The organism is Clostridium sp. OM05-5BH (assembly GCF_003481505.1).
In the GTDB taxonomy this organism is placed as follows: domain Bacteria; phylum Bacillota; class Clostridia; order Lachnospirales; family Lachnospiraceae; genus Otoolea; species Otoolea fessa.
In genome coordinates, this window is record NZ_QULJ01000012.1 from 1,780 (window position 1) to 23,230 (window position 21,451).

Sequence of the window (21,451 nt, forward strand, 5' to 3'; positions counted from 1 at the left end):
CTGGTAACTTAGTTACCGAGTAGTTCACAGTCTTAGTATCGGGTGTGTGTTCTGTTTGTGAGTGAAAAATGCCTGAATAAAAGACAGAAAAATAAAAAATTATACATATGATGACAGATTTTATCTTGTGAAACACCACATTTTCTAGTATAATAAGGGTATCAATCCATGGACGGATGTGACTGTGAACATGGAACTTTTTGGTGCAGTTACAAACATTTATGAACACCTATTTAGATGGAGAAGGGGGCGTTTTTATGGAGAAAAGTTATACAAAGATCTACACAACTGGAGCGACAGTACCGTTAAAGATTCGTCCAGGACATTTCGCAACAAACCATGCACATATCAATTATTACATTGATGTGACGACCCTGAAAGCGAGAACGAAAGAGGCGGAGGAAGTTGCACAGGCGCTGGTTGGCATGTATCTGTATGACACTGTGATCGACACGATTGTCTGCATGGAGGGCACGGAAGTTATCGGTGCTTTTCTGGCGGAGGAGCTGGCAAAGGGCGGTTTTCTCTCGACGAACGCGCACAAATCTATCTATGTAATCAGCCCGGAGTTCAACAACAACAGCCAGATCATTTTCCGTGACAACCTGATTCCGATGATCCGCGATAAACACGTGATGATCCTGATGGCATCCGTGACGACGGGACGCACCTTAAATAAGGCAGTTGAGAGCATCCAGTATTACGGTGGTATCTTACAGGGCGCATCGGCGATTTTCAGTGCGATGGATTCGCTGGATGGTGTGCCGATCAAGTCAGTCTTTGGCAAGAAGGATTTACCGGATTATACGTATTCAGATTACCGTGACTGCCCGCTCTGCAAGGCAGGAAAGAAGATTGATGCGCTGGTAAATACGTTTGGATATTCGCCGATGGGGTGATGCAGCGATCGGAAGCTGCTTCGTTTGATGAATACAGGATTTGTAAAAGCCGGATCGTTGAAATGAAACGCGATCCGAATGCGGGTGCTGCATGGCAGCAGAGAAACCATTGTTGATAAAGAGATAGATTTAGAGGGTTTGAGAACAGATAGTGGATACCGCAAAACCACAGAATCCGTGCACTGACCTGTCAGAAATAAGAAGATGGGGAGCAGAGGGATGGGAAAAAGGTTTTGCGGTATCTCTTTTTGTGTCAAAGGTGCCAAGGCACATTAATGAAAAAAATAACAGAAACAAGAATAAAGAAGGGAAAGAAAGAGGGATAAAAATGGATACACAGCAGATGTTTCAGGAACTGGATCGCCTTTATGCACAGGGAAAACTGGACGAAGCGGAAGAGAAAATGATGGGCTGGATGAAGGAAGGGCTGGATTCAGGGAACAAAAGCCTCTGCCTGATGATGTGCAATGAGATGGAAGGACTCTACCGGAATACCGGACGGGTTGCACAGGCAGTCGATATGGCGGATATGGCGCTGTCCCTGATTGCGGGGATGGGACTGGATGGTTCGATCCACCATGGAACGACACTTTTAAATGCGGCAACCGCGCGCCGGATGGCAGGAGATGTGGAGAAAGCGCTTTCCCAGTACCGGGAGGCGGAAGCGATTTTTAAGAATCTTGGAAAAACGGATGGCTATGAGATGGCAAGTCTCTACAATAATATCAGCCAGATTTATCAGGAACAGGAGGAACATGAAAAGGCGCTGGAATCGCTGGATAAGGCGCTGGAACTGATTAAAAAGATGGAGAACAGCGAGGCGGAGGTGGCAACGACCCATGTCAACCGGGCGCTATCCTTGATGGCGCTGGGACGGCTGGATGAGGCAGACGAGGAGTTAAAGGAAAGCCTGACCTTTTATGCGTCCCCGGAGGGCGTGCAGTCGGGACACTTTGGTTCGGCGCTGGCAGCAGCCGGGGAGCTGGCATGGCGGCGCGGCAATTATGATCAGGCGATCGGGCTGCTGGAAAAAGCGCTGATGGTAACGCAGTCCCGGTTTGGCGAGAGCGATGCGTGCGCGGTGATCCGCCAGAATCTGGAGATGATCAAAAAAGAAAAGGAAGAAAAAGGCATTACCGGAGCTGCAGACAAGAAGGAAGACAAGGGCGGAAACCCGAGCCACTGTGCGAGCTGTCAGTTCAAGGATGCGAAATTCTGAGATGGAAATTTTCTGGTTACTGTTCACGGGTAGGCACTTTTGGAACCGAAAGTGCCGTAAGAAAACGTGGTGGCAGCAGGAATTTGCCGTATTTAAATGCGAAGCCACGGCAAATTCCGTTACTGGGCATGTATGCGTGAACAGTAACATTTTCTGAAATAGATTCAGAAAGCGGAGAAAGGACAAGAAAAAGCCATAAAATCAGGTAGGAGGATCAGATGCAGGGACTGGAACTGGCAAAACGATATTATGAAGAAGTTGGGCGTCCGATGCTGGAGCGGGAATTTCCAGAGCTTCTGCCGCGGCTGGCGGCGGGGCTGGTGGGCGAAGGTTCGGAATGCCTGGGATTTGACGATGCGATATCGCAGGATCACGATTTCGGGGCGGGTTTCTGTCTGTGGTTTTCGGCGGAAGATTATAACCAGTACGGAAATGCGCTTCAGGATGCTTATGACCGTTTGTCAGGGGAGTTTGCAGGTGTTCCGGCACGCCTCACAAGTGCGCGGGGCGGTGGACGTGTCGGTGTGTTTGAGATAGAGGCATTTTACAGCCGTTTTATCGGGATGGAACAGCCGCCAAAGAGCCTGATGCGCTGGCTGCATCTGCCGGAAGATAAGTTGGCGGCAGTCGTGGGCGGGGCAGTATTTGAGGATGGACTGGGAGAATTTTCTGCGATCCGCGAGGCGCTCCGGAAGTATTATCCGGAGGATGTCCGGATCAAGAAGATCGCGGCGCGGGCAGCGAAAATGGCGCAGTCGGGACAGTATAATTATGGCCGCTGTATGCGGCGGGGCGATACGGTTGCGGCGATGCTGGCGCTCGATGAATTTGTGCGGCAGGCGATTTCGATGGTCTATTTACTAAACCGGACGTATATGCCTTACTATAAGTGGATGTTCCGGGGAATGGAAAAATTTCAGATATTGCCGGAGGTGGCGGAAAAAATCCGGGAGCTTTCGGTGATGGGAGATACGAGCGAGATGTGGAAGCCGCCGTTTCCCCCGGGATGGAATCCTTATGTAAACCAGTTGGATCCGCGTGTGGGTCGGATTGAGGAAATCTGTCAGGCGGTAGTTGGGGAACTGCGAAAACAGGGACTGACTGACAGCCGGGATGCATTTCTGGAAGCGCATACGTGGGAGATCATGAAACGGATTCAGGATCCGGAGCTGAAAAAATGTCATGTGATGGAAGGATAAGACGCGGATAGACACATCAAAATGGGAACGCGCATGGACTGTAAATGAAAGAAAAGATGCAGGAAATTGATTTGGAAGGGATCTGGCAAGCGAAAGGGAGGACAGCGTATGACGAAACAGGAGAAAATAGAGAAACTGATTCAGATGGAGTGGGAAGATTTTCAGAAAGTCAATAACGAGGGCGGACGTGCTTCTTGTCAGGACGATCCGGAGACATTTTTTATCATGCGACGAAGCCATTTTGCACCATGGACAGAGGAACTCATCGACTGCGTGCAGGCGGATATGGATCGCGCCCATGAGCAAGGGCGCAATCTGGTAATGGAGAAATATGCGTGGATGATGGCGAGCACCGCACCGGAGCAGTTTAAGAAACTGTATCATTTTCTGATTGATCCGACGCTGGCGGGCGAACAGTGGAGTGATGCGATCGTGAAACAGCAGCTTGCCTGGATGGAAGAGTACCAGGCGAAATATCCGGTGCTGGCGTCTGGAAACAGGCTTCTCTACAGTTCTGAAGATACGCCGTATGATACTTCCTTCCAGACGTACCTGCTTGGAGAACTGCGGACTTACTCGGACAGCACTCTGCATACGTACTGGCAGTTTATCAATGAACTGAAAAAGGAAGGAAAGAGTCTGGCACTTCTGACGATGGAGGAGGAAGTGAAGGCATATGGATATGAGGGGCTGGATGCGGCGGAGAAGGCGCTCTCTAAATAAAAATTAGAAGGATGTATATTCGAAAATTTATGGCAATGATTTCGAAAAAGTGAATGTATAATAGCTAATATACAAGGTAAGTTGAAAAAAATCGGAGAGAATGAATGATCAAAGTTCCTCTCCGATTTTCTTATATCAGCACATTCTTTGTTTCCAATTTTTACGAAAATCGCCGAACCACCCGCATCACCTGTTCCACCGTATCGCTCAGATTCTTCCGGGCGGATGCCGGTTCCATTGCTTCTTCCAGCGAGCAGATGGAGCGGAGAATTGGGAAAAAGGCGTCGATTCCGGCATCGTTACACTGGATGGCATCTGGGGTGACGCAGCCGGAGAAGGCGAAGACGGGCTTGCCGTATTTTTTAGCCAGTCTGGCGACGGCGATGGGGGCTTTTCCCATAGCAGTCTGTCCGTCGAGACGACCCTCACCGGTGATGACGATATCGCTGTCCTGGATGAACGATTCCAGAGAAGTTTCTTCCAGCACGATCGAGGCGCCCGGTTCCAGGACAGCGTTCATATAGCTTAAAAAGGCAAATCCGAGACCTCCGGCGGCACCCGTGCCGGGAACCATTGGATCGGCGTGTGGAAATTGCCGGGCAGTAAGGACGGCGTATGCCTGCATCCAGCGATCCATATTTACGATATCTTCCCTGGAAGCACCCTTTTGCGGACCATAGACGGCACTGCAGCCATTTGGACCGCAGAGCGGATTGGTGACATCGCAGGCGATCCGGAAGCTGCACGCGGACAGTTCGGGAAGAACGGAGCCGGTACGGATGGAAGAAAGCTCTGACAGTCCGGCGGCACCCGGGGAGACGGGCGTTCCGTCTTCTTTGAGAAATTGATATCCCAGCGCGGAGAGCATGCCGAGTCCGCCATCGTTGGTGGCGCTGCCGCCGATGCCAATCAGGAAACGCCGGCAGCCTTGGCGGATGGCGTCAAGGATCAGTTCTCCGACACCGTAGGTGGTAGTGCGGAGTGGATTGCGTTCCGCAGCAGCCAGGAGCGGAAGTCCGGAGGCAGCAGCCATCTCGATCACCGCAAGCGGTTCGCCCTGTCCCGGTGAGGTGAGAATCCCGTAGTCGGCTTGAAGGGGGCGTCCGAGCGGATCGGAGACGGAGATGGTGCGGATCCTGCCGCCCAGTCCTTCCGTCAGGGCATCCACGGTTCCCTCGCCGCCATCTGCCAGAGGGCTCACGAAGACCTCTGCCTCGGGATAGACGCGGAGAATGCCGCCTTTGGCGGCGTTTCCGGCTTCCATCGAGGCCAGACTTCCTTTCAGGGAATCGATTGCAACCGTAATTTTCATATGAGGTTCCTCCTTTTTGGTGTTTTGGATCCGATTCATTGTTACTTTCAGATGGAAATTGAAACTTTTCTTGACAGCTATGCTTCTTTTTATTATAATACTATTGGACACTGGATACAATATTGGATGCTCCATTTTAAGAAACAAATTTGGCATTTATCTCATGTTTGAGATAGCCAGACGAGCGACAGGAGGTACCGATATGAGTAACTTAACAATCAGACCAATCAACACTGGTTTCGTGACGATGATTCCGAAACAGTATCTTTACCACCATTCTACGGTGGCATATTATCCCGATGCTTCCGATCGGGAGGAAGAATACCCAGTTTTTACGTATCTGGTAGAGGGCGGAGACAAACTGCTGCTTGTGGATACAGGCATGGCATACACAGAGCGCGCCGATAAATACCACCATCATGGATCATATCAGCCGGAGGGCATGGCGATCGCGGATCAGCTTGCAAAGATCGGATATAAACCGGAGGATATTGATATTGTAGTGTTTACCCATCTGCACTGGGATCATTGCTTCTATATGGATAAATTCACGAATGCGAAATTTTATGTAAACAAGAAGGAATACGAATTTGCGATGGATCCAATCCCGCTCTATTACAAATCATACGAGGCGCCGCAGCTTGGCATTACCCGCCCATTTGAGGGAATCAAGATGGAACTGCTAGAAGGCGAGGCAGAGGTCATGCCGGGAGTGCGCGTATTTGAGACGCCGGGACATTCCATCGGGCATCAGTCGGTTGAGATCGACACGGCAGCGGGCAGATATATTTGCTGCGGTGATGCAATTTTCATTATGGATAATACGAAACCGATCGAAGAGATTCATTATGATATTACGCCTCCGAACCGGTTTTCAGATATTGTCTCCGCCTGGAAGAGCATCGAGCTTATCAAAGCCCGGGCAGAGAGTCTGGATAAGATTCTGACCTGTCATGACCGCGAGATGTTAGATCGGGTTTCGAAAACACCGATCCTTGGTCTTTAAGACGAAAGGCAGGTGAAAGAAGAAGTTCGTGAGACTTCGAGAAAATGGCAGTGGTTGGGGTAATTGCAAGCTGTGACACGAAATATCATGAAGTACAGTTTGTACAGAAAAAAATAAAAATGAGCGGAAACAGTCCGCTGATACTCGATGTCAGCACGGGACCGCATATTCCGATGCGCGCAGATGTCAGCCGGGAGGAGATTCTGGCAATGGGTGGTTATACCTGGGAGCAGGTGCACGCGATGGACAAGAGCGGTGCGATCGCAGCGATGACGGAGAGTATTTCCAAGATGCTGTTAAAACTCGTCGGGGAGAAAAAGATTGACGGCGTGATGGGAATGGGCGGACTGCAGAATACGGTTATGTGTTCTGCGGCGCTGCGCCTGCTTCCGATCGGATTTCCGAAGATTATCTGTTCCACGATCGCCAGCGGATACCGGTATTTTGACACGGTTGTGGGCGACAAAGATATCATGGTGGTTCCGTCGATCGTTGATTTTGCCGGTATGAACCCCGTTAATGAGGCTGTGTTGGGAAATACAGTCAGCGCCCTGATTGGCATGGTGACATATGGGGGAAAACGGATCGATACACATGGGGAAAAATATATCGCGACAACGCTTATGGGGATTACGAATGATACCGTGATGCGGGCATCCGACGAGCTGACGGCGCTCGGCAGGAAGATGATCAGCTTCCATTCGACCGGAATCGGCGGCCGGGTGATGGAGTCGATGATCCGCGAGGGCGTTATTTCAGCCGTTATGGATCTCTCACTGCATGAGATGACAGCGGAATATTTGGGTGATTACGGATACAGCAAGGGTGCGGATAACCGCCTGTGTGCAGCAGCGGAGATGGGGATCCCGGCGCTGATCTGCCCGGGTGGCATTGATTTTGCGTGTCTGAGGAAAGAGGAACTTTTAAAAGATGAGGAAGATCGGGGGTACGTATGGCATAATCAGGATTTAACACATACGCGCCTGTATGAGAGCGAAATTCTGGATATTACACACACGATCGTGGAACGACTGAATCGTTCCAAGGGAAAAACGGAGGTCATTCTCCCGATGGGAGGACTGCGGACAATGAGTTATCCGGGTGAATTTTTCTATAAACCGGAGACAATTCAGAAGATGCGTCAGATTTTCGAGGCGGATCTGAAGCCGGAGATTGTGTTTAAAGCGTATGATCTGAATTTCTGTGATCCTGAATTTGCGGATATCTGCGCACAGGAGATGGAAGTGCTGCTGAATGAAGCAGAGGGCAGCAGAAAGGAGAGCGCATGAAATATCAGGAATACAAAGAGCTGAGCGATGCGATGGAACAGGCGGCGCACAAATTTTATCAGCTCCGCTATCAGATGAGCAACGGCGGAAATCTGAGTATGCGTGCGCCAGGGCATGACTGGATGCTTGTGAAGGCGACGGATGTGGCGTTTGACGAGGTGTGCGCGGACACAATTGTTGTGACGGATTTTGACGGAAACTTGATTGAGGGCAATCGGAAACCATCCAAAGAAGCTCTTTTGCACGGTGCGATCTACCGGGAGCTCCCGGAGGTGTGCGCGATCATGCACTGCCATTCCCCATATGCGACTGCATGGGCGGATAAGCATGAGACGCTTGATTTTTCGACGCACCATTCGGAAATGAAGCTGGGCGGAAATGTGCCGGTGTTTGACACCCATTCGTACGCCGTTCCGAAGGAATATTTCCCGATGATTCTGGAAGAGTTCCGGAAAAATAAAGAGATGAATGCATTCCTTCTGCGCGGTCACGGTCAGGTGACGGTGGCAGGGACGATGCGCGAGGCAGCTTATCTGGCGGAACTTGTCGAGGAGACGGCGCAGATTTCGCTGTTGGCGGGTAGATAAGAAAAGCAGAAAAAAGTAATAGGCGGTGAACGCAGAGAGACAGGAACTGCGCTCATCGCCTTTTGTAATTATACGGCTGTCGATGCTTGGTAGGTGTTTTGTCTTTAAGAAAAATTGGCTTGGCGTCCAACACATTCGACAACATCTTTCAGATGACCGTAGATCGCCTGTTTGGTGGCGTCGATATCGCGGTTTTTCAGTCCCTGGATGATCTTTGCATGCTCGGACAGAGTATCGTTGATGCGTCCCTCCAGAGAGTAGTAGATGGATTTGAAGGAATCACATTTATTCCAGAGTCCCTGCAGGATCTCAACGGTGTCGTCGCAGCCGGAGAGCTCACAGAACCGGGTGTGAAACTGGCGGTCCAGCTGCATAAATTCCTTCGAATTATTGGAAAAATCGAGCATTTTTAAACTAATCTCTTCCAATTGGCGGATATCGTCATCACTTGCCCTGATACAGGTTCTGGCGGCGCAGTACTGCTCCATCAGGATACGGATGTCGTAGATTTCCGTCAGACGTTCCTTGGAGAGCTGGAATACGACTGCCCCACAGTGCGGTTTCGTGATCAAAAGTCCCTCTGCTTCCAGACGTTTGATTGCGTCGCGGACCGGGGTGCGGCTGACTCCAAGTGTTTTGGTGAGGCGTTCCTGGGCGATATGTTCGCCTGGCTTAAACTCACCTTGAATAATTGCATTTTTAACCCAGAGATAGACTGAGTCGGAAACGGTTGTATATTGAATAATTGGTTGTGTCTGATCCATAAACCATGGCTCCTTTTAAATTTCTTTATGATTATTATAACCGAAAAGAAAAGGAATAGCAATAAAATTGGATAATGTATCCAATCTGAAACTAAAATATTGTTTAAACTGTACAGAATGATGTTTATATAAGAAAGTTTATTGACAAAACAGACAGGTGGTGTTAGAGTAATAGTATCAAATTGTATCCAATATCCGGTGTCCAACGGAGAGGCGAAACAAAAAAGAAACGCAGAACGTGAAAAAGAGAAAAAGAAAGGAAGAAGGAACATGAGGAGAAGACGATTTGTGGCATTAGGTTTAGCAGCGATAATGGCAATGACGGCAATGACGGGATGCGGTGGAAGTTCATCCGCGAAAACAGACAGTACAACAGGCGGCGATAAAAAACAGGCAGAAGCAACCAGCGGAAAAGAAAAGATTACACTTCGAATTGGATCCGGACATTCGGAATCCAACCCATGGATCACAGCGCTGGAAGATTATTTTGTGAAAAATGTATCGGAGAGAGTCAGTGAAGAGACAAATTATGAGATCGACTGGGTTAAATCCTACGGCGGTTCTGTTATCTCCCTGGGAAATGAGTTGCAGGGCGTGCAGGATGGTCTGGTCGATATCGGATGTACGATTCTTGTATTTGAGGCATCCAGACTTCCGTTACAGGATATGGTTTACAGTATGCCGTTCTCCTGCTCCGATCCGCTGATTGTGGCAGAGACGATCAAACAGATGTATGAGAAATATCCGGAATTCACTTCGATTTATGAAGACAGCTACAACCAGAAGTTCGTCGGAATCGGTGTATCGGATCCGTATGGATTCTTCAGCACGAAAGAAGTTAAGTCTCTGGAAGATGTAAACGGAATGAAGATCGGCGCGGCAGGCATCAACCTCTCCTGGATCGAGGGCTCTGGTGCAGTCGGCGTCCAGACTTCCTTAAATGATACCTATCAGAACTTACAGACGAATGTATGTCAGGCGACGATTCAGCCGACCCATTCCTGTGTCAACTTAAAGGTATATGAGGTAGCGCCGTATTATCTGGACGCAAACTTCAACGTAGTTCCGTTCAATGCAATTACTGTCAATATGGATACCTGGAATGACCTGCCGGAGGATGTACAGAACATCATTTCCGAGGTTGGCGAGGGCTATCTGGACTATGAGTCTGAGTATATCAATACGATTCACGAAGAAGATATCAAAGCACTGGAAGAGCAGGGCTGTACCGTTACAACTCTGAGCCGTGAAGAGCAGGAAAAATGGGCAGCAAGTCTTCCGGATGTTGTCAATGGTCTGGTAAAGAGCCTTGACGACGCTGGGTACAATGGTTCCGAGATCGTGGAAGATTATTATGAGATTCTGGAATCTCAGGGTGTAGAGAGAGTACGCGACTGGAAGATCAGCGAGTAAGAAAATTGAAGGGAGCGGCTTGTCGCAGAGGAGAGTGTGAGCCGTGTGAAGAGTGCATCGGGACATACAGCGAAGGTATGTCCCGATGTGTTCAAAAAGACAGAGAAAGAACAGACAGAAGAGAGAAAAGGTGGGATGATATGTCAGTCCTTAGAAAATTAGATCGGTGTCTGGAACGTTTTTTGAGTATTATGGATGGAATTGCAGCGATCTCAGTATTTGGAATCATGATTCTGATTACAGCGGACGTTCTAAGCCGATTGATATTAAATAAACCGTTCGCGGGAACGGCGGAAATTGTCAGCAGCATTATCATTATCGTATGTTTTCTGGAGATTCCGTATGTAGCAGTTAAGGGAGCCCATGTCCGGACAACTATGCTGTATGATAAGGTCGGTGTAAAGGGAAAACATGTGATCGATATTGTAGCAGCGCTGATTGGTGTTTTGGTGTATGCATTTATTATCCGGGCAAGCTGGGGAAATCTGTTAAATGCAATTTCGATTCATGAAGCGGAGATAGCCGGATCGGTCCGTATCACAACGGTTCCGGGGCGTTTTTCCATTATATTCGGTTCCGCGCTGATGATTCTGGAATTTATCAACCAGATTATAAAGTATACGTATGAATTAGTTACAGGAAAAAGCTTTGCAGAAGGGGGGAAGGCAGAATGAGTACAGGAGCAGTAGCAGCACTTTCACTGATTCTTTTGCTGGCGCTGATTTTCTTTGGTGTTCATCTGAGCACATCCCTGATGTTTACCAGTGTGCTCAGTGTATTCCTTTTCACGGGACGTTTTTCAACAGCGATGAACGTGCTAAGCCAGTCGGCGTGGGGCGCGGTCCGGCAGTATATGTTCGGCGTTATTCCGCTGTTTGTCTTGATGGGACTTCTGGCGAACTTATCCGGCGCCAGCCAGGATTTGTATGATTCAGCCAGCCTTTTATTAAAGAAAGTCCGGGGCGGCGTCGGAATCGCGACGGTTATCGCCAATGCGATTTTCGCAGCTATCACAGGTGTTACGGTTGCGTCAGCGGCTGTTTTTACGAAAATTGCACTTCCGCAGATGCTTCGTCTGAAATATAACCGTAAGATCGCGCTGGGAACGATCTCTGGCTCTGCGATCTTAGGTATGTTGATTCCTCCGAGTCTTCTGATGATTGTCTACGGCTCGCAGGCGGACGTATCGATCGGCAAGTTGTTTGTGGCGGCGGTTATGCCGGGTATTCTGATGACGATCGCATTTATCATCGTCATTTTGACGGTCGCACATATCAAACCGGATTATATTCCGGAGGTAGAGGAGCTGACTGAGTATGAAAAAGAAAATTTCTGGAAAATTGTGCTGCGTCCGTGGCCGATTGTTCTTCTGATTATCATCTCCCTCGGAGGTATCTGGTGTGGATTCTTCACTCCGACGGAAGCAGGCGGAGTCGGTGCGTTCGGCGCTTTCCTGATTGTGATTTTCCGGAAGCGATTCAACCGCAAGGAGTTCTGGGAGACGCTTTTATCGGCAGGTTCAACCTCCGGCAGCGTCCTGATTCTTTTGGTATCGGCATCCACATATTCCAAGACGTTGTCCATGTGCGGTGTCATCAATGTACTCCGGGATCTGGTAGAAGGTTTCAGCATCCCGCCGATCGGAATCGTTTTATTATTTATCCTGATTCTGATGGTACTGGGATGTATCCTGGATTCTACTTCGATTCTGCTTTTAACGACGCCTCTGATGTGCCCGATTATGGCAGATTTAGGCTATGACTTAGTATGGTTCGGTCTGGTTATGATCATTGCGATTGAAACCGGTATGATTACGCCTCCGTTTGGCATGAACGTATTTACCGTTAAATCGTCCCTGTACGGAATGGATGGCATGGAGGGGATCACAGTCAACGAGATTTTCGCCGGTTCGATGTGGTTTTTGGCAGCGATCATTATTGTCGATTTGATTTGTATTTTCATTCCGCAGATTGTATTATTCCTGCCGAATGCGATGTAATAGGAAAGGAGAAGTGTATGGCACAGATTAAGATTCCGAAAGAGAAAGTTGCGATTGTTTTGATTGAACCGCAGAATGACTTCTTGTCCGAGGGCGGAACGATGTACGCCCACATCAAGGAGCAGCTCGCCGAGCGTCATGTCATCGCCAATCTTCAGGATTTACTGGAGAAGGCGCGAGGTCAGGTGGCAAAAATCTTTTACTGCCCGTTCCATCCGTTTGATCCGGGATTTCCAGAGCTGAAAAAGGGTGGTCCGGCGTGTGAGGGTCTGCGTGGAATCGAGATGGATATGGAAGCAGACTGGGGAACCGGCGCATGGCTGCGCGGCACACCGGGACCGGAGATTATCAAAGAATTGACTCCGCAGCCGGGTGATGTGGTGGTTGAAGGAAAGAAAACGCTAGACGCGTTCCATTCGACTGGTTTGGACTATTATCTGCGGGCAAATGAGATCGAGTATGTAGCATTTACTGGTTTCCATACCGACTGGTGTGTAGAGTCATCGGCGCGTTCGGCGTATGATAAGGGCTACCGTGTCATCGTCATCAACGACTGCACCGCGACCGATACGCAGGAAGAGCAGGATTTCTGTGAAAAATGGATTTTCCCGAAGATTGGAAAAGTCATGAACCATGAGGAATTTCTGGAGGCGCTGGAGTAACCAGAATGTGAGCGTGGCAGAGCTTTGAAATAAAAAAAAGAAAACATCCCACGGGATTGCCGGAAGTAGCAGTTTCGTGGGACTTTTTTTGTCTATCGATGAAAATGTTGATTTTGCATGTTTTTATTCAATTTTACATAAATAAGATAGTTACGAAGAACTCTGCTTGCTGTGATGCAAAGTGAAAATAGATTGCGGCAGGATCGAAGTAGCGGGAATATGCGGAAAAATACATGATGGAAACGCCTCTTTGTTGGTAGATCACATTGTCGTCGGATGATCAGAAAGTGTTGTAGTTTCTATTTTCGTTGTTAAAACAACTGAAAAAATGTCCCAAAGCATGTATACTCCTTCTTGTAAGCGGCACAATACATATGAATGGCAGGAGAGACTAGAGGCATGCTTGTCCATATGCAGAGAGCGGATGCTAGAAACATGGACATGTAGTATAAGCCGGAGAAAAAAGGAGAAATGAGCGTATGAGCAGAGAGGTAAATCCAAGAAAAGCGGCAGTCATCGGGTGCGGATTTGTGGGTTCAGCAACGGCATTTACACTGATGCAGAGCCGGTTATTTTCCGATCTGGTTCTGTTAGATGTGAATATGGAAAAGGCGGACGGCGAGGCGAAGGATATCGCGCACGGGATTCCGTTTGCAGGGCAGATGAAGATCTACGCGGGCACGTATGACGACGCGGCGGACGCGGCGATCATCATTATCACAGCGGGGGCGAACCAGAAGCCGGGGGAGACGCGGCTTGACCTGGTGCAGAAGAATACGGCAATTTATCAGAGTATCATCCCGGAGATTGTAAAACGCGATTTTGGCGGGATTCTGCTGATCGTATCGAATCCGGTAGATATTTTGACGTATGTGGCATTGAAACTGAGCGGGCTGCCGGAGAACCGGGTGCTCGGTTCGGGTACGGTGCTTGACACGGCACGGCTTAAATATGCGCTGGGCGAACACCTGGGCGTGGACAGCCGGAGTGTACATTCGTTTATCATCGGTGAGCACGGGGACAGCGAGATCGCGGCATGGAGCAGTACGAATGTATCGGGCATTCCGCTGAACGATTTCTGCGAGATGCGCGGGCATTTTAACCACGATGCGGCGATGGACGCGATCGCGGAGAAGGTCAAAAACAGTGCTTACGAGATTATTTCGAAAAAACAGGCGACGTATTACGGAATTGCGATGTCGGTAAAACGTATCTGCGAGTGTATCGTCCGCAATGAGCGCTCGATTCTGCCGGTGTCTGCGATGATGCACGGGGAGTACGGCATCGAAGATATCACGCTGAGTATGCCGGCGATCGTGGGAATCGGGGGTGTGGAGACGCATGTGCCGATTGCATTGAGTGAGGAAGAGGCGGAGAAGCTGGTGGAATCGGCTAAGAAACTGAAAGAGGTAGCGAAAGGGCTGATAGAATGATGTCAGATGGGCTGCCGTACATTGGCACGGCAGCCCATCTGAACCGATCGGTTTTACTATAAAATTTTTTTCTATAGGAAACGTCACATGAAATATGATAAGATAGTGAAAGCAATTTTCATAGAACGTCCCAATCGTTTTATTGCGCGGGTAAAGATTGATGGATCGGAAGCGGTAGAATTGGTTCATGTAAAGAATACGGGACGTTGTCGTGAATTACTGCTGCGGGGGGCGGAAGTGATTTTGGAAGATTGCATAGAAAAGAATCCAAATCGAAAGACTCGCTATGATTTGATTGCAGTTAAGAAGAATAAAAAATGGGTTAACATTGATTCTCAGGCACCGAATAAAGTGGTAAAAGAATGGCTGATGACACAGGGGTATGATTGTATTAAACCAGAGTATACCTTTGGAAATAGCCGGATGGATTTCTATATGGAAAAAGGAAAGCAAAAATATCTAATGGAAGTCAAAGGCTGCACCCTTGAGATAGACGGAGTTGGATATTTTCCAGATGCCCCGACGGAAAGAGGAGTTAAGCATTTAAGGGAACTTGCAGCTGCGTGCGGACAAGGATATAAATGTTTGATAGCATTTGTGATTCAAATGGAAGGCATCAGTGAAGTCAGGCCGAATACGGAAACGCATCCCGAATTTGGCGCTGCACTTCACGAGGCAAAGGCAGCAGGTGTTGAGGTGCTTTTCCTGAAATGTCATGTTGGGATGGATAGGTTGGAAATCATAGGAGAAGATGAGTCTTGAGGGCAAGGTTCTAAAGAAGAGAGAAATCTATGATACGTGAAATTGAGAATAGAAGAAGTATAAGAAAATATAAGCCAGATGAGATCGAAAGGAAGTTAATTGACGAGATCATATACAGTGCTTCCCTTGCACCATCTGCTAAAAACAGACAGCCTTGGAAATTTATTGTATATCAGGGGAAAGAAAAAGATAAACTGGTTGATGTCATGCGTCATGGTATAAATTCAGAAAAAATGACCCATGAACTTATGCCGGAATGGGCATTTGCCATACCGGATGCTGAGAATACCGTTAGAATCATGCAGGAGGTCCCATGCCTTATAGCAGTGCTTAATACCAACCAGCATACTCCATTTGCAAGCATTGAAAATGAAAAGCGAATTGTTGAAATATGTGATTCACTGTCCATAGGTGCGGCGATTGAAAATATGATTCTGACAGCAACGGGATATGGATTGGGCACCTTATGGATTGCCAATACTTGTTTTGCCTATAATGAGCTGATGGATTTTATCGGAACAGACAGCCAATTGACAGGAATTGTTGCGATTGGATTTGCCAATGAAGCTCCGGCTAAAAGACCAAGGAAACCTTTCGAAGAAATTGTTGAGTACAGATAGGTAAATCGTAATGAGTTAATCGTGTTATAATCAGGTTGGATGGAGAATAATCGTTATGATTAGAAAGTTGCAGAAGGTAGATATAAATAGAGTCGCTGATATATGGTTGAAAACTAATCTGAAAGCACATTTTTTTATTCCTGAACAATACTGGATAAGTAATTATGAATTCGTGAAGGAAATGCTGCCACAGGCGGAAGTTTATGTGTATGAAGATGATAAAATGATTCAAGGCTTTATAGGAGTAAGTGATGAATACATAGAAGGTATTTTTGTTTCTGACGAAATGCAGTCATGTGGCATAGGTAAAATGTTGTTGGATTACATCAAGGATAAAAAAGACAAATTACAGTTAAAGGTATATCAGAAGAATGTCAGGGAAATGTCTTTTTATCAACGAGAAGGATTTACTATTCAGAGTGAAGAGATGGACGAATTCACAAGAGAAAAAGAATATGTGATGAATTGGGAATCGTCTGGAATTTGAATACCCATGGCAGGAGGGGATGAACCGCCTGTTTGTTTACCAGATGGAAGATGATTCCCATCGGATGTAGTATTTTGCAGCAAGAATGCCGATGAGATTCTTCACCAGAAAAAAATATCTGAAGGGAGACTTTTGGTATGAAAAATAGAAAATACAGTCTTGTTTTTATAATGCTTTTGTGTATGATAATGGCAGTTTCAGCATTTCCGATGACAGTCAATGCCGATATGGGACCAAAGGCCTCTGTTCGGATTCAGTTTGAGCATATGGGGGATGAGCTCTGTTATGGAACTTTGCTGTCGAAGGAGAAATCTACTGGTCCGGCAAGTGCCTGGGATGGAAGAACGGAGAGTGCCCAGAAAGAGTACATGGATCCTGGTATCTGGAAGATCTTTGTGAATTACAAGGATCCGGATGGATACTATTTTCTGCAGCGGAGCTGGAAGGTAAGTGAAAGCAAAGAGCTTGCATGGACCTATTATCCGCCGGGTGATTTTAAGATTCTTCTGTATTATCCGGAAACGGAAACCTTTGTATCCAGTGGAATTTATGCTCGTTATGCATTTGATACGTATTATACAGTGGATATGGATGGTGTGGATATCGGTTCGGTGGAATACAATGATGATTTGAGTACCAATGAGCGGATTGAGGCCTACCGTTCGTATAATTACCGGCAGGAGATGCTGGCTCTTGGAGCAAGGATCGTCCTTACTATTTTAATCGAAATGCTGGTGGCGCTGCTGTTTGGTTTCAGACAGAAAAAACAGCTGTTGATTCTGGCTGTTGTCAACATTATTACGCAGATTATCTTAAATGTGCTGCTCAATGTGATTAATTATAATTCCGGCCCTCTTGCATTTACATTTTTCTATGTACTTTTTGAGCTGATTGTATTTGCGCTGGAGGCAGTGTTGTATTGCACAATTCTTAAGAGGCTATCAGAAAAGAAAAAGGAGGATGCATATTATATCCTGTATTCCTTTGTGGCCAATCTGATCTCATTTGGTGCTGGATTATTCCTGGCGGTGAAACTGCCGGGCATGTTTTGATATAGAGATAAGTTAAGGTAACTTCTCAACGTGTTCAAATAGAAATGGCTCAGAAGAAAGTTCATCCAAAGTGATAACATCTTTTTGAGCATAGAGGAATGGATATATATGAAAAAACTTCTAACTTTTATGATTGTGTGGACTTGTTTGCTTACCCTGGCTGGCTGTGGCAAGAAGGACATGGATTATACGATGCAAAATGAGTCAAGTGTTGCAGAAAGTGTCCGGGAGACCGGTGAGGAGTCCGTATTGATTCAAAATGAGGATGCAGGGGAAGGGGAAAATGCGGCTCCTGAAACTAAGTATATCACCATTGACTTATCCGGAGTTGGGGAGATTCATCCGAAGGGAGATGCAGTTTCACCGTTAACGTTAAAAATTGTGTCGGAAGAGGAAAATGGAATCGATTTTGCGAACGAATGGTATGAAAGCAAACAGTTATCCCTTCCTATGGTCGGAAAGGAATGGAATAATTTCTATGATGACGAATATCAGTATATCTGGTCCGGGGATGCGCTGTATATTTATGAAAATATTTCCGGAAATTGTCTGTATGTGCTGGAGTATCCAACGGATAAATGGTATATCAACGGCAATAATGCCTGCCTCCTGGATGATATCTTTTATGGCATCAGTGTGACAAATGGTTACGCACAGCCGGATAGCTGCTTTATGTTTGCCTATGATCTGGAAAATAACAAGCTTCTTTGGCGAAGTGGGGATCAGACCTGCAACACCATGAATTTTATTGTAAAAAGGATGTTATTATCTGCGGGTATGGTTTTACCTCGGAAAAGGATTATCTTTATCAGCTCAACCTTCACACCGGCGAGGTTATTGCAAGCCTGGAGCTGAAAAAACAGCCGGATCTTCTGGTGCCTCAGGACAATATGCTTTATGTTCACACATACAGCTATAATTATACGATAGAAATGCAATAGGAAAGGAACAAGAACTGAATGGATTCATCTGCTTCAAAAAACTTTGAACTTACTGCAGCTGTCCTGCACATTATCGCCATGACGCTTATGCTGATGGATCACCTTTGGGCGACGCTTCTTCCTGCTAGGGAGTGGCTTACCTGTGCCGGAAGAGTGGCATTTCCTATCTTCGCTTTTATGGCGGTGGAGGGGTACTTCCACACCAGAAGCTTTAAAAAGTACATCCTTCGGATGCTGCTGTTTGCAGTGCTTTCAGAAATTCCCTTTGATTTGATGTACGGCGGTACCTGGTTTTATCCGGTTCACCAGAATGTCCTCTGGACATTCCTGTTGGGCCTTTTAGGTGTCTGGCTTATGGAACAGGTACGGAAAAAAGGAAAAACCTGGATGTATCTGCTGGTGTGCGTTTTGGTTGTGCTGGCAGGTCTGGTACTGGGAACTCTTTGCATGGTGGATTACTACGGGGTCGGTGTTCTGACGGTATTTGTGTTCTATTTCCTCCATGGGCGGAAATGGTGGTGCTTCTTGGGACAGCTGGCTGCCCTATACTGGCTGAATGTGGAACTGCTGGGCGGTCTGATGTATCCGGTTCAGCTCTTTGGCATGGAATTTGAACTGTGCCAGCAGGGGCTTGCGCTTCTGGCATTGATCCCCATCTGGCTGTACCGCGGAAGACAGGGCTACCACAGTAAACCATTCCAGTATCTCTGTTATGCATTTTATCCAGTTCATATGCTGCTGCTTGTGGTGGTACTGAATTTCATCAACCGATGATAAAATTTTACAATCCCCGCCATTCATGGTATCATAACAGGTAGTAAAATTGCCTGTGAATACCTTGAATGGCGGTGATTTACGTCAGTCGGTTTACCGGGCTATCCGTCATGGCCTGATGCAGGCACATTCGATGCTTTTGGAGTCATTTTATGCATTTCATCTGACGATATCGGACAAGATGGTAGGACGTGCAATGACGGATCTGGAACGCCGGTTTGCGGTTTTTGAAGGACCGGTTCTGGAGGATGGACAGGCGATACTTACCGGCCGTGCACCGGTTTCATCCCTGGATGGATATCAGACAGAAGTAACGGTTTATACCAGCGGCTTAGGACAGCTTGTCTGTACCCTGGATGGATATGGACCCTGCCATAATGAGGAAGAGGTCATCGAAGCAGCCGGCTACGATCCGGATGCGGATTTGGCAAACCCAAGCGGCTCGGTCTTCTGTTCCCACGGAGCCGGATTTGTGGTAAATTGGGACGAAGTAAAGGATTATATGCACCTGGAAAGCTGTCTTGGCTCTTCCAATGGACGCCGCCGGATGACCGGATTACGATTATATCGGCCATCGGCAACCATGATGAGTCCACCGGAAGTCCGGAGAATGTAATATCCGCAGCTTTGATTATCGCTGATAAGACGGATGTGCGAAGAAGCCGTGTTCGTGAAAAAGAGAGAGCCGCTTTTGATATCCACGACCGTGTGAATTATGCGGTAACAGAGTCCAAACTTAAGATTGAAAAGGATCGTTCAGTTATTGCCCTGAATCTTCAGGTAGATGAAAAGATATGTTCCATGTATGATTATTTTGAGATTTTCCTGGGAAGAATGATGCTTTGCCGGAAGTCGGCGGAGATACTGGGAACGACCTTTAAGTTGACTGTAAATGGACGGAAGGTGCTGTAAAAAGTACCTCCCGTCCTTCTTTTCTGTTATCTTACTGATACGTCTCCGTCTTAATAAAGGAATCCATATATTTGATATATTCCTCTTTGGTAAAGATGGGCTGATAATTCTCTACAATCTCTTTTGCTTTCACAGCCCCGTACCGAAGCAGGCGGTAAGCGGAGAGGGCGAATATTTTTGCAGTGACCACATAGGCAAGCTCATCGTCTACGATATCGAAATCAACGGAGTGGAGACCGCTTACCTTACCGCCGGTGTTGAAGGTAAGGACCGGCTGCAGATGCTGTACATCCCCCACATCGGTGGAGCCGCCGCTGTAGGCGTGGGTATCTTCCTGGACGATCTGGTAATCTTTTTCACTGGTTTGTGCGGCAATCTCAGCGGCTGCCAGGACTGATTCATCGGCTTTTTCACTCAGAGCCGGAAGATATCCGGGCATAGTGGTGATTTCGCAGGAAGCACCGACGGCGATGGCACCGGCTTTGAAGGCACGGTCGGTTTTGGCGGCAGCATCTGCGATAGCATCTTTGTTGGCGGCACGTACCAGAGTTTCGATTACCACCTCATCCGGTACTACATTGACGAGATTACCGCCTTTTGTGATAATGGGATGAATCCGGACATGGTCATCATCCCGGAAGGTTTCACGCTGGTAAGCCAGGGCGGAAAGTCCGAGGGAGGCTGCATTTAATGCATTGACTCCCAGATGCGGGGCACCGGCTGCGTGGGCAGCCAGTCCCTTATAACGAATGACCTTGGAGACGAAACCGTTGTTGGAGTGGGAACCGACACTGATATCTTTATCACCGGTGTGGTGGACGATATCCAGGTCGATGTCATCAAAAGCACCGATGCGGATGAGTTCACATTTTCCGCCACCGTATTTGATTTTGCCCTGTGCGGTCAGGGAGTTTTTAAATTCAATCTCACCATATTCCTCTGCCGGTACGGCGAAGAATACAACCTGTCCGTCCAGCTCTTTTTTTACATCTTCATTGGTCAGAGCTAGGGCTGCACCGATGACACCGGCCAGCTGGGCATGATGTCCGCAGCAGTGAGCTCCCTGAGTCTCCGGATTGGCATATTTATGTTCCGGGATGCGGAGCGCATCCAGTTCCCCGATGAGAGCCAGACTTACATTCGTTTTCTCTTCTTCATTTAAGTAAGCTTTGACACCGGTGACAGCCAGTTCTTCCTTTGTCTCAAGACTCAGATTTTTCATGAAAGAAGCAAATTTTTCTGCAGTTCTGTATTCTTTATAACCCAGCTCTGCATGGGTGTAGATATCTTTGGCGAATGCGATGATCTCGTTGCGGTGTGCGTCGATGATATCGACAATTTTTTGTTCGGTTTTATCTAAAATGAGAGCCATGTGAAATCCTCCTGTTTCCTGCTGAT

23 protein-coding genes are annotated in these 21,451 nt (G+C 47.5%); 20 read left to right on the forward strand and 3 right to left on the reverse strand.

Annotated features, from left to right (window positions below; all coding sequences use genetic code 11):
• Positions 1-257: 257 nt before the first annotated feature.
• The 4 genes from DXB70_RS12380 to DXB70_RS12395 all read left to right on the forward strand — a co-directional run bounded on the left by DXB70_RS12380 (position 258) and on the right by DXB70_RS12395 (position 4,040).
• Positions 258-899 carry a hypothetical protein gene (locus tag DXB70_RS12380; RefSeq protein WP_022359975.1) on the forward strand — a complete coding sequence of 214 codons (642 nt, stop codon included), beginning with the start codon at positions 258-260 and terminating at the stop codon, positions 897-899.
• 328 nt (positions 900-1,227) lie between these two features.
• Positions 1,228-2,118, forward strand: coding sequence for a tetratricopeptide repeat protein (locus DXB70_RS12385; protein WP_022359976.1), 891 nt, complete (start codon positions 1,228-1,230; stop codon positions 2,116-2,118).
• 218 nt (positions 2,119-2,336) lie between these two features.
• Entirely contained in the window at positions 2,337-3,317 is a 981-nt protein-coding gene (locus DXB70_RS12390) for a DUF4037 domain-containing protein (RefSeq protein WP_118673416.1), read from the forward strand.
• A 108-nt stretch (positions 3,318-3,425) separates the two neighbouring features.
• Entirely contained in the window at positions 3,426-4,040 is a 615-nt protein-coding gene (locus DXB70_RS12395; RefSeq protein ID WP_118673417.1) for a DUF4125 family protein, read from the forward strand.
• 160 nt (positions 4,041-4,200) lie between these two features.
• Here the strand turns inward: DXB70_RS12395 and DXB70_RS12400 are convergent, their stop codons facing one another.
• Positions 4,201-5,352, reverse strand: coding sequence for a glycerate kinase (locus DXB70_RS12400; protein WP_118673418.1), 1,152 nt, complete (start codon positions 5,350-5,352; stop codon positions 4,201-4,203).
• Positions 5,353-5,554: 202 nt separating this feature from the next.
• On the opposite strand from DXB70_RS12400, the gene DXB70_RS12405 reads away from it, so the two are divergent.
• Genes DXB70_RS12405 through DXB70_RS12415 form a run of 3 tightly spaced genes read left to right on the forward strand, consistent with a single transcriptional unit; the run spans position 5,555 to position 8,234 of the window.
• Entirely contained in the window at positions 5,555-6,358 is an 804-nt protein-coding gene (locus DXB70_RS12405; protein WP_107000629.1) for an N-acyl homoserine lactonase family protein, read from the forward strand.
• A gap of 44 nt (positions 6,359-6,402) precedes the next feature.
• The gene (locus DXB70_RS12410; protein ID WP_107000628.1) at positions 6,403-7,647 is read left to right on the forward strand and encodes a Tm-1-like ATP-binding domain-containing protein; all 1,245 of its coding nucleotides are present in this window, start codon (positions 6,403-6,405) and stop codon (positions 7,645-7,647) included.
• Positions 7,644-8,234, forward strand: a complete 591-nt coding sequence (locus tag DXB70_RS12415; protein ID WP_118471348.1) for a class II aldolase/adducin family protein — start codon at positions 7,644-7,646, stop codon at positions 8,232-8,234. The genes DXB70_RS12410 and DXB70_RS12415 overlap by 4 nt, the downstream gene beginning before the upstream one ends.
• 104 nt (positions 8,235-8,338) lie before the next feature.
• On the opposite strand, the gene DXB70_RS12420 is transcribed toward DXB70_RS12415, so the two are convergent.
• The gene (locus DXB70_RS12420) at positions 8,339-8,998 is read right to left on the reverse strand and encodes a GntR family transcriptional regulator (protein WP_107000626.1); all 660 of its coding nucleotides are present in this window, start codon (positions 8,996-8,998) and stop codon (positions 8,339-8,341) included.
• A 288-nt stretch (positions 8,999-9,286) separates the two neighbouring features.
• Between DXB70_RS12420 and DXB70_RS12425 the strand changes: the two genes are divergently transcribed.
• From DXB70_RS12425 to DXB70_RS12485, 13 genes are all read left to right on the forward strand, one after another.
• A complete protein-coding gene (locus DXB70_RS12425; RefSeq protein WP_227589777.1) occupies positions 9,287-10,411 on the forward strand; it encodes a C4-dicarboxylate TRAP transporter substrate-binding protein in 1,125 nt (374 codons plus the stop codon).
• Between the two features lie 140 nt (positions 10,412-10,551).
• On the forward strand, positions 10,552-11,085 hold the full coding sequence (locus DXB70_RS12430) for a TRAP transporter small permease (RefSeq protein WP_107000625.1): 534 nt from the start codon (positions 10,552-10,554) through the stop codon (positions 11,083-11,085).
• The gene (locus DXB70_RS12435) at positions 11,082-12,410 is read left to right on the forward strand and encodes a TRAP transporter large permease (protein ID WP_022359989.1); all 1,329 of its coding nucleotides are present in this window, start codon (positions 11,082-11,084) and stop codon (positions 12,408-12,410) included. The genes DXB70_RS12430 and DXB70_RS12435 overlap by 4 nt, the downstream gene beginning before the upstream one ends.
• A 17-nt stretch (positions 12,411-12,427) precedes the next feature.
• On the forward strand, positions 12,428-13,072 hold the full coding sequence (locus tag DXB70_RS12440; protein ID WP_022359990.1) for a cysteine hydrolase: 645 nt from the start codon (positions 12,428-12,430) through the stop codon (positions 13,070-13,072).
• Between the two features lie 479 nt (positions 13,073-13,551).
• Positions 13,552-14,505 (forward strand): L-lactate dehydrogenase, encoded by a 954-nt coding sequence (locus DXB70_RS12445; RefSeq protein WP_118673419.1) that lies wholly within the window; start codon positions 13,552-13,554, stop codon positions 14,503-14,505.
• A gap of 87 nt (positions 14,506-14,592) precedes the next feature.
• The gene (gene sfsA, locus DXB70_RS12450; protein ID WP_118637913.1) at positions 14,593-15,267 is read left to right on the forward strand and encodes a DNA/RNA nuclease SfsA; all 675 of its coding nucleotides are present in this window, start codon (positions 14,593-14,595) and stop codon (positions 15,265-15,267) included.
• 29 nt (positions 15,268-15,296) lie between these two features.
• Positions 15,297-15,887: a nitroreductase family protein gene (locus DXB70_RS12455; protein WP_117796247.1), complete on the forward strand. Its 591-nt coding sequence runs from the start codon at positions 15,297-15,299 to the stop codon at positions 15,885-15,887.
• 55 nt (positions 15,888-15,942) lie between these two features.
• Positions 15,943-16,374, forward strand: a complete 432-nt coding sequence (locus DXB70_RS12460; protein ID WP_118637915.1) for a GNAT family N-acetyltransferase — start codon at positions 15,943-15,945, stop codon at positions 16,372-16,374.
• Between the two features lie 137 nt (positions 16,375-16,511).
• Positions 16,512-17,426, forward strand: a complete 915-nt coding sequence (locus tag DXB70_RS12465; protein ID WP_243099965.1) for a hypothetical protein — start codon at positions 16,512-16,514, stop codon at positions 17,424-17,426.
• 108 nt (positions 17,427-17,534) lie between these two features.
• Positions 17,535-18,281: a hypothetical protein gene (locus DXB70_RS12470; protein WP_118673420.1), complete on the forward strand. Its 747-nt coding sequence runs from the start codon at positions 17,535-17,537 to the stop codon at positions 18,279-18,281.
• A gap of 104 nt (positions 18,282-18,385) precedes the next feature.
• On the forward strand, positions 18,386-19,141 hold the full coding sequence (locus tag DXB70_RS12475) for a TraX family protein (RefSeq protein ID WP_022359997.1): 756 nt from the start codon (positions 18,386-18,388) through the stop codon (positions 19,139-19,141).
• Between the two features lie 55 nt (positions 19,142-19,196).
• On the forward strand, positions 19,197-19,757 hold the full coding sequence (locus DXB70_RS12480) for a hypothetical protein (RefSeq protein ID WP_347559620.1): 561 nt from the start codon (positions 19,197-19,199) through the stop codon (positions 19,755-19,757).
• Between the two features lie 11 nt (positions 19,758-19,768).
• On the forward strand, positions 19,769-20,053 hold the full coding sequence (locus DXB70_RS12485) for a hypothetical protein (protein ID WP_347559621.1): 285 nt from the start codon (positions 19,769-19,771) through the stop codon (positions 20,051-20,053).
• A gap of 31 nt (positions 20,054-20,084) precedes the next feature.
• On the opposite strand, the gene DXB70_RS12490 is transcribed toward DXB70_RS12485, so the two are convergent.
• Complete coding sequence (locus DXB70_RS12490; protein WP_118673421.1) at positions 20,085-21,425, reverse strand: amidohydrolase; 1,341 nt, start codon at positions 21,423-21,425, stop codon at positions 20,085-20,087.
• Between the last annotated feature and the right edge of the window lie 26 nt (positions 21,426-21,451).

What these genes read in the sequence shown, in the direction of transcription:
- DXB70_RS12380 (WP_022359975.1), top strand. Translation starts at nt 258, where the DNA reads ATGGAGAAAAGTTATACAAAGATCTACACAACTGGAGCGACAGTACCG.
- DXB70_RS12385 (WP_022359976.1), top strand. Translation starts at nt 1,228, where the DNA reads ATGGATACACAGCAGATGTTTCAGGAACTGGATCGCCTTTATGCACAG.
- DXB70_RS12390 (WP_118673416.1), top strand. Translation starts at nt 2,337, where the DNA reads ATGCAGGGACTGGAACTGGCAAAACGATATTATGAAGAAGTTGGGCGT.
- DXB70_RS12395 (WP_118673417.1), top strand. Translation starts at nt 3,426, where the DNA reads ATGACGAAACAGGAGAAAATAGAGAAACTGATTCAGATGGAGTGGGAA.
- DXB70_RS12400 (WP_118673418.1), bottom strand. Translation starts at nt 5,352, where the DNA reads ATGAAAATTACGGTTGCAATCGATTCCCTGAAAGGAAGTCTGGCCTCG.
- DXB70_RS12405 (WP_107000629.1), top strand. Translation starts at nt 5,555, where the DNA reads ATGAGTAACTTAACAATCAGACCAATCAACACTGGTTTCGTGACGATG.
- DXB70_RS12410 (WP_107000628.1), top strand. Translation starts at nt 6,403, where the DNA reads ATGGCAGTGGTTGGGGTAATTGCAAGCTGTGACACGAAATATCATGAA.
- DXB70_RS12415 (WP_118471348.1), top strand. Translation starts at nt 7,644, where the DNA reads ATGAAATATCAGGAATACAAAGAGCTGAGCGATGCGATGGAACAGGCG.
- DXB70_RS12420 (WP_107000626.1), bottom strand. Translation starts at nt 8,998, where the DNA reads ATGGATCAGACACAACCAATTATTCAATATACAACCGTTTCCGACTCA.
- DXB70_RS12430 (WP_107000625.1), top strand. Translation starts at nt 10,552, where the DNA reads ATGTCAGTCCTTAGAAAATTAGATCGGTGTCTGGAACGTTTTTTGAGT.
- DXB70_RS12435 (WP_022359989.1), top strand. Translation starts at nt 11,082, where the DNA reads ATGAGTACAGGAGCAGTAGCAGCACTTTCACTGATTCTTTTGCTGGCG.
- DXB70_RS12440 (WP_022359990.1), top strand. Translation starts at nt 12,428, where the DNA reads ATGGCACAGATTAAGATTCCGAAAGAGAAAGTTGCGATTGTTTTGATT.
- DXB70_RS12445 (WP_118673419.1), top strand. Translation starts at nt 13,552, where the DNA reads ATGAGCAGAGAGGTAAATCCAAGAAAAGCGGCAGTCATCGGGTGCGGA.
- sfsA (WP_118637913.1), top strand. Translation starts at nt 14,593, where the DNA reads ATGAAATATGATAAGATAGTGAAAGCAATTTTCATAGAACGTCCCAAT.
- DXB70_RS12455 (WP_117796247.1), top strand. Translation starts at nt 15,297, where the DNA reads ATGATACGTGAAATTGAGAATAGAAGAAGTATAAGAAAATATAAGCCA.
- DXB70_RS12460 (WP_118637915.1), top strand. Translation starts at nt 15,943, where the DNA reads ATGATTAGAAAGTTGCAGAAGGTAGATATAAATAGAGTCGCTGATATA.
- DXB70_RS12465 (WP_243099965.1), top strand. Translation starts at nt 16,512, where the DNA reads ATGAAAAATAGAAAATACAGTCTTGTTTTTATAATGCTTTTGTGTATG.
- DXB70_RS12470 (WP_118673420.1), top strand. Translation starts at nt 17,535, where the DNA reads ATGAAAAAACTTCTAACTTTTATGATTGTGTGGACTTGTTTGCTTACC.
- DXB70_RS12475 (WP_022359997.1), top strand. Translation starts at nt 18,386, where the DNA reads ATGGATTCATCTGCTTCAAAAAACTTTGAACTTACTGCAGCTGTCCTG.
- DXB70_RS12490 (WP_118673421.1), bottom strand. Translation starts at nt 21,425, where the DNA reads ATGGCTCTCATTTTAGATAAAACCGAACAAAAAATTGTCGATATCATC.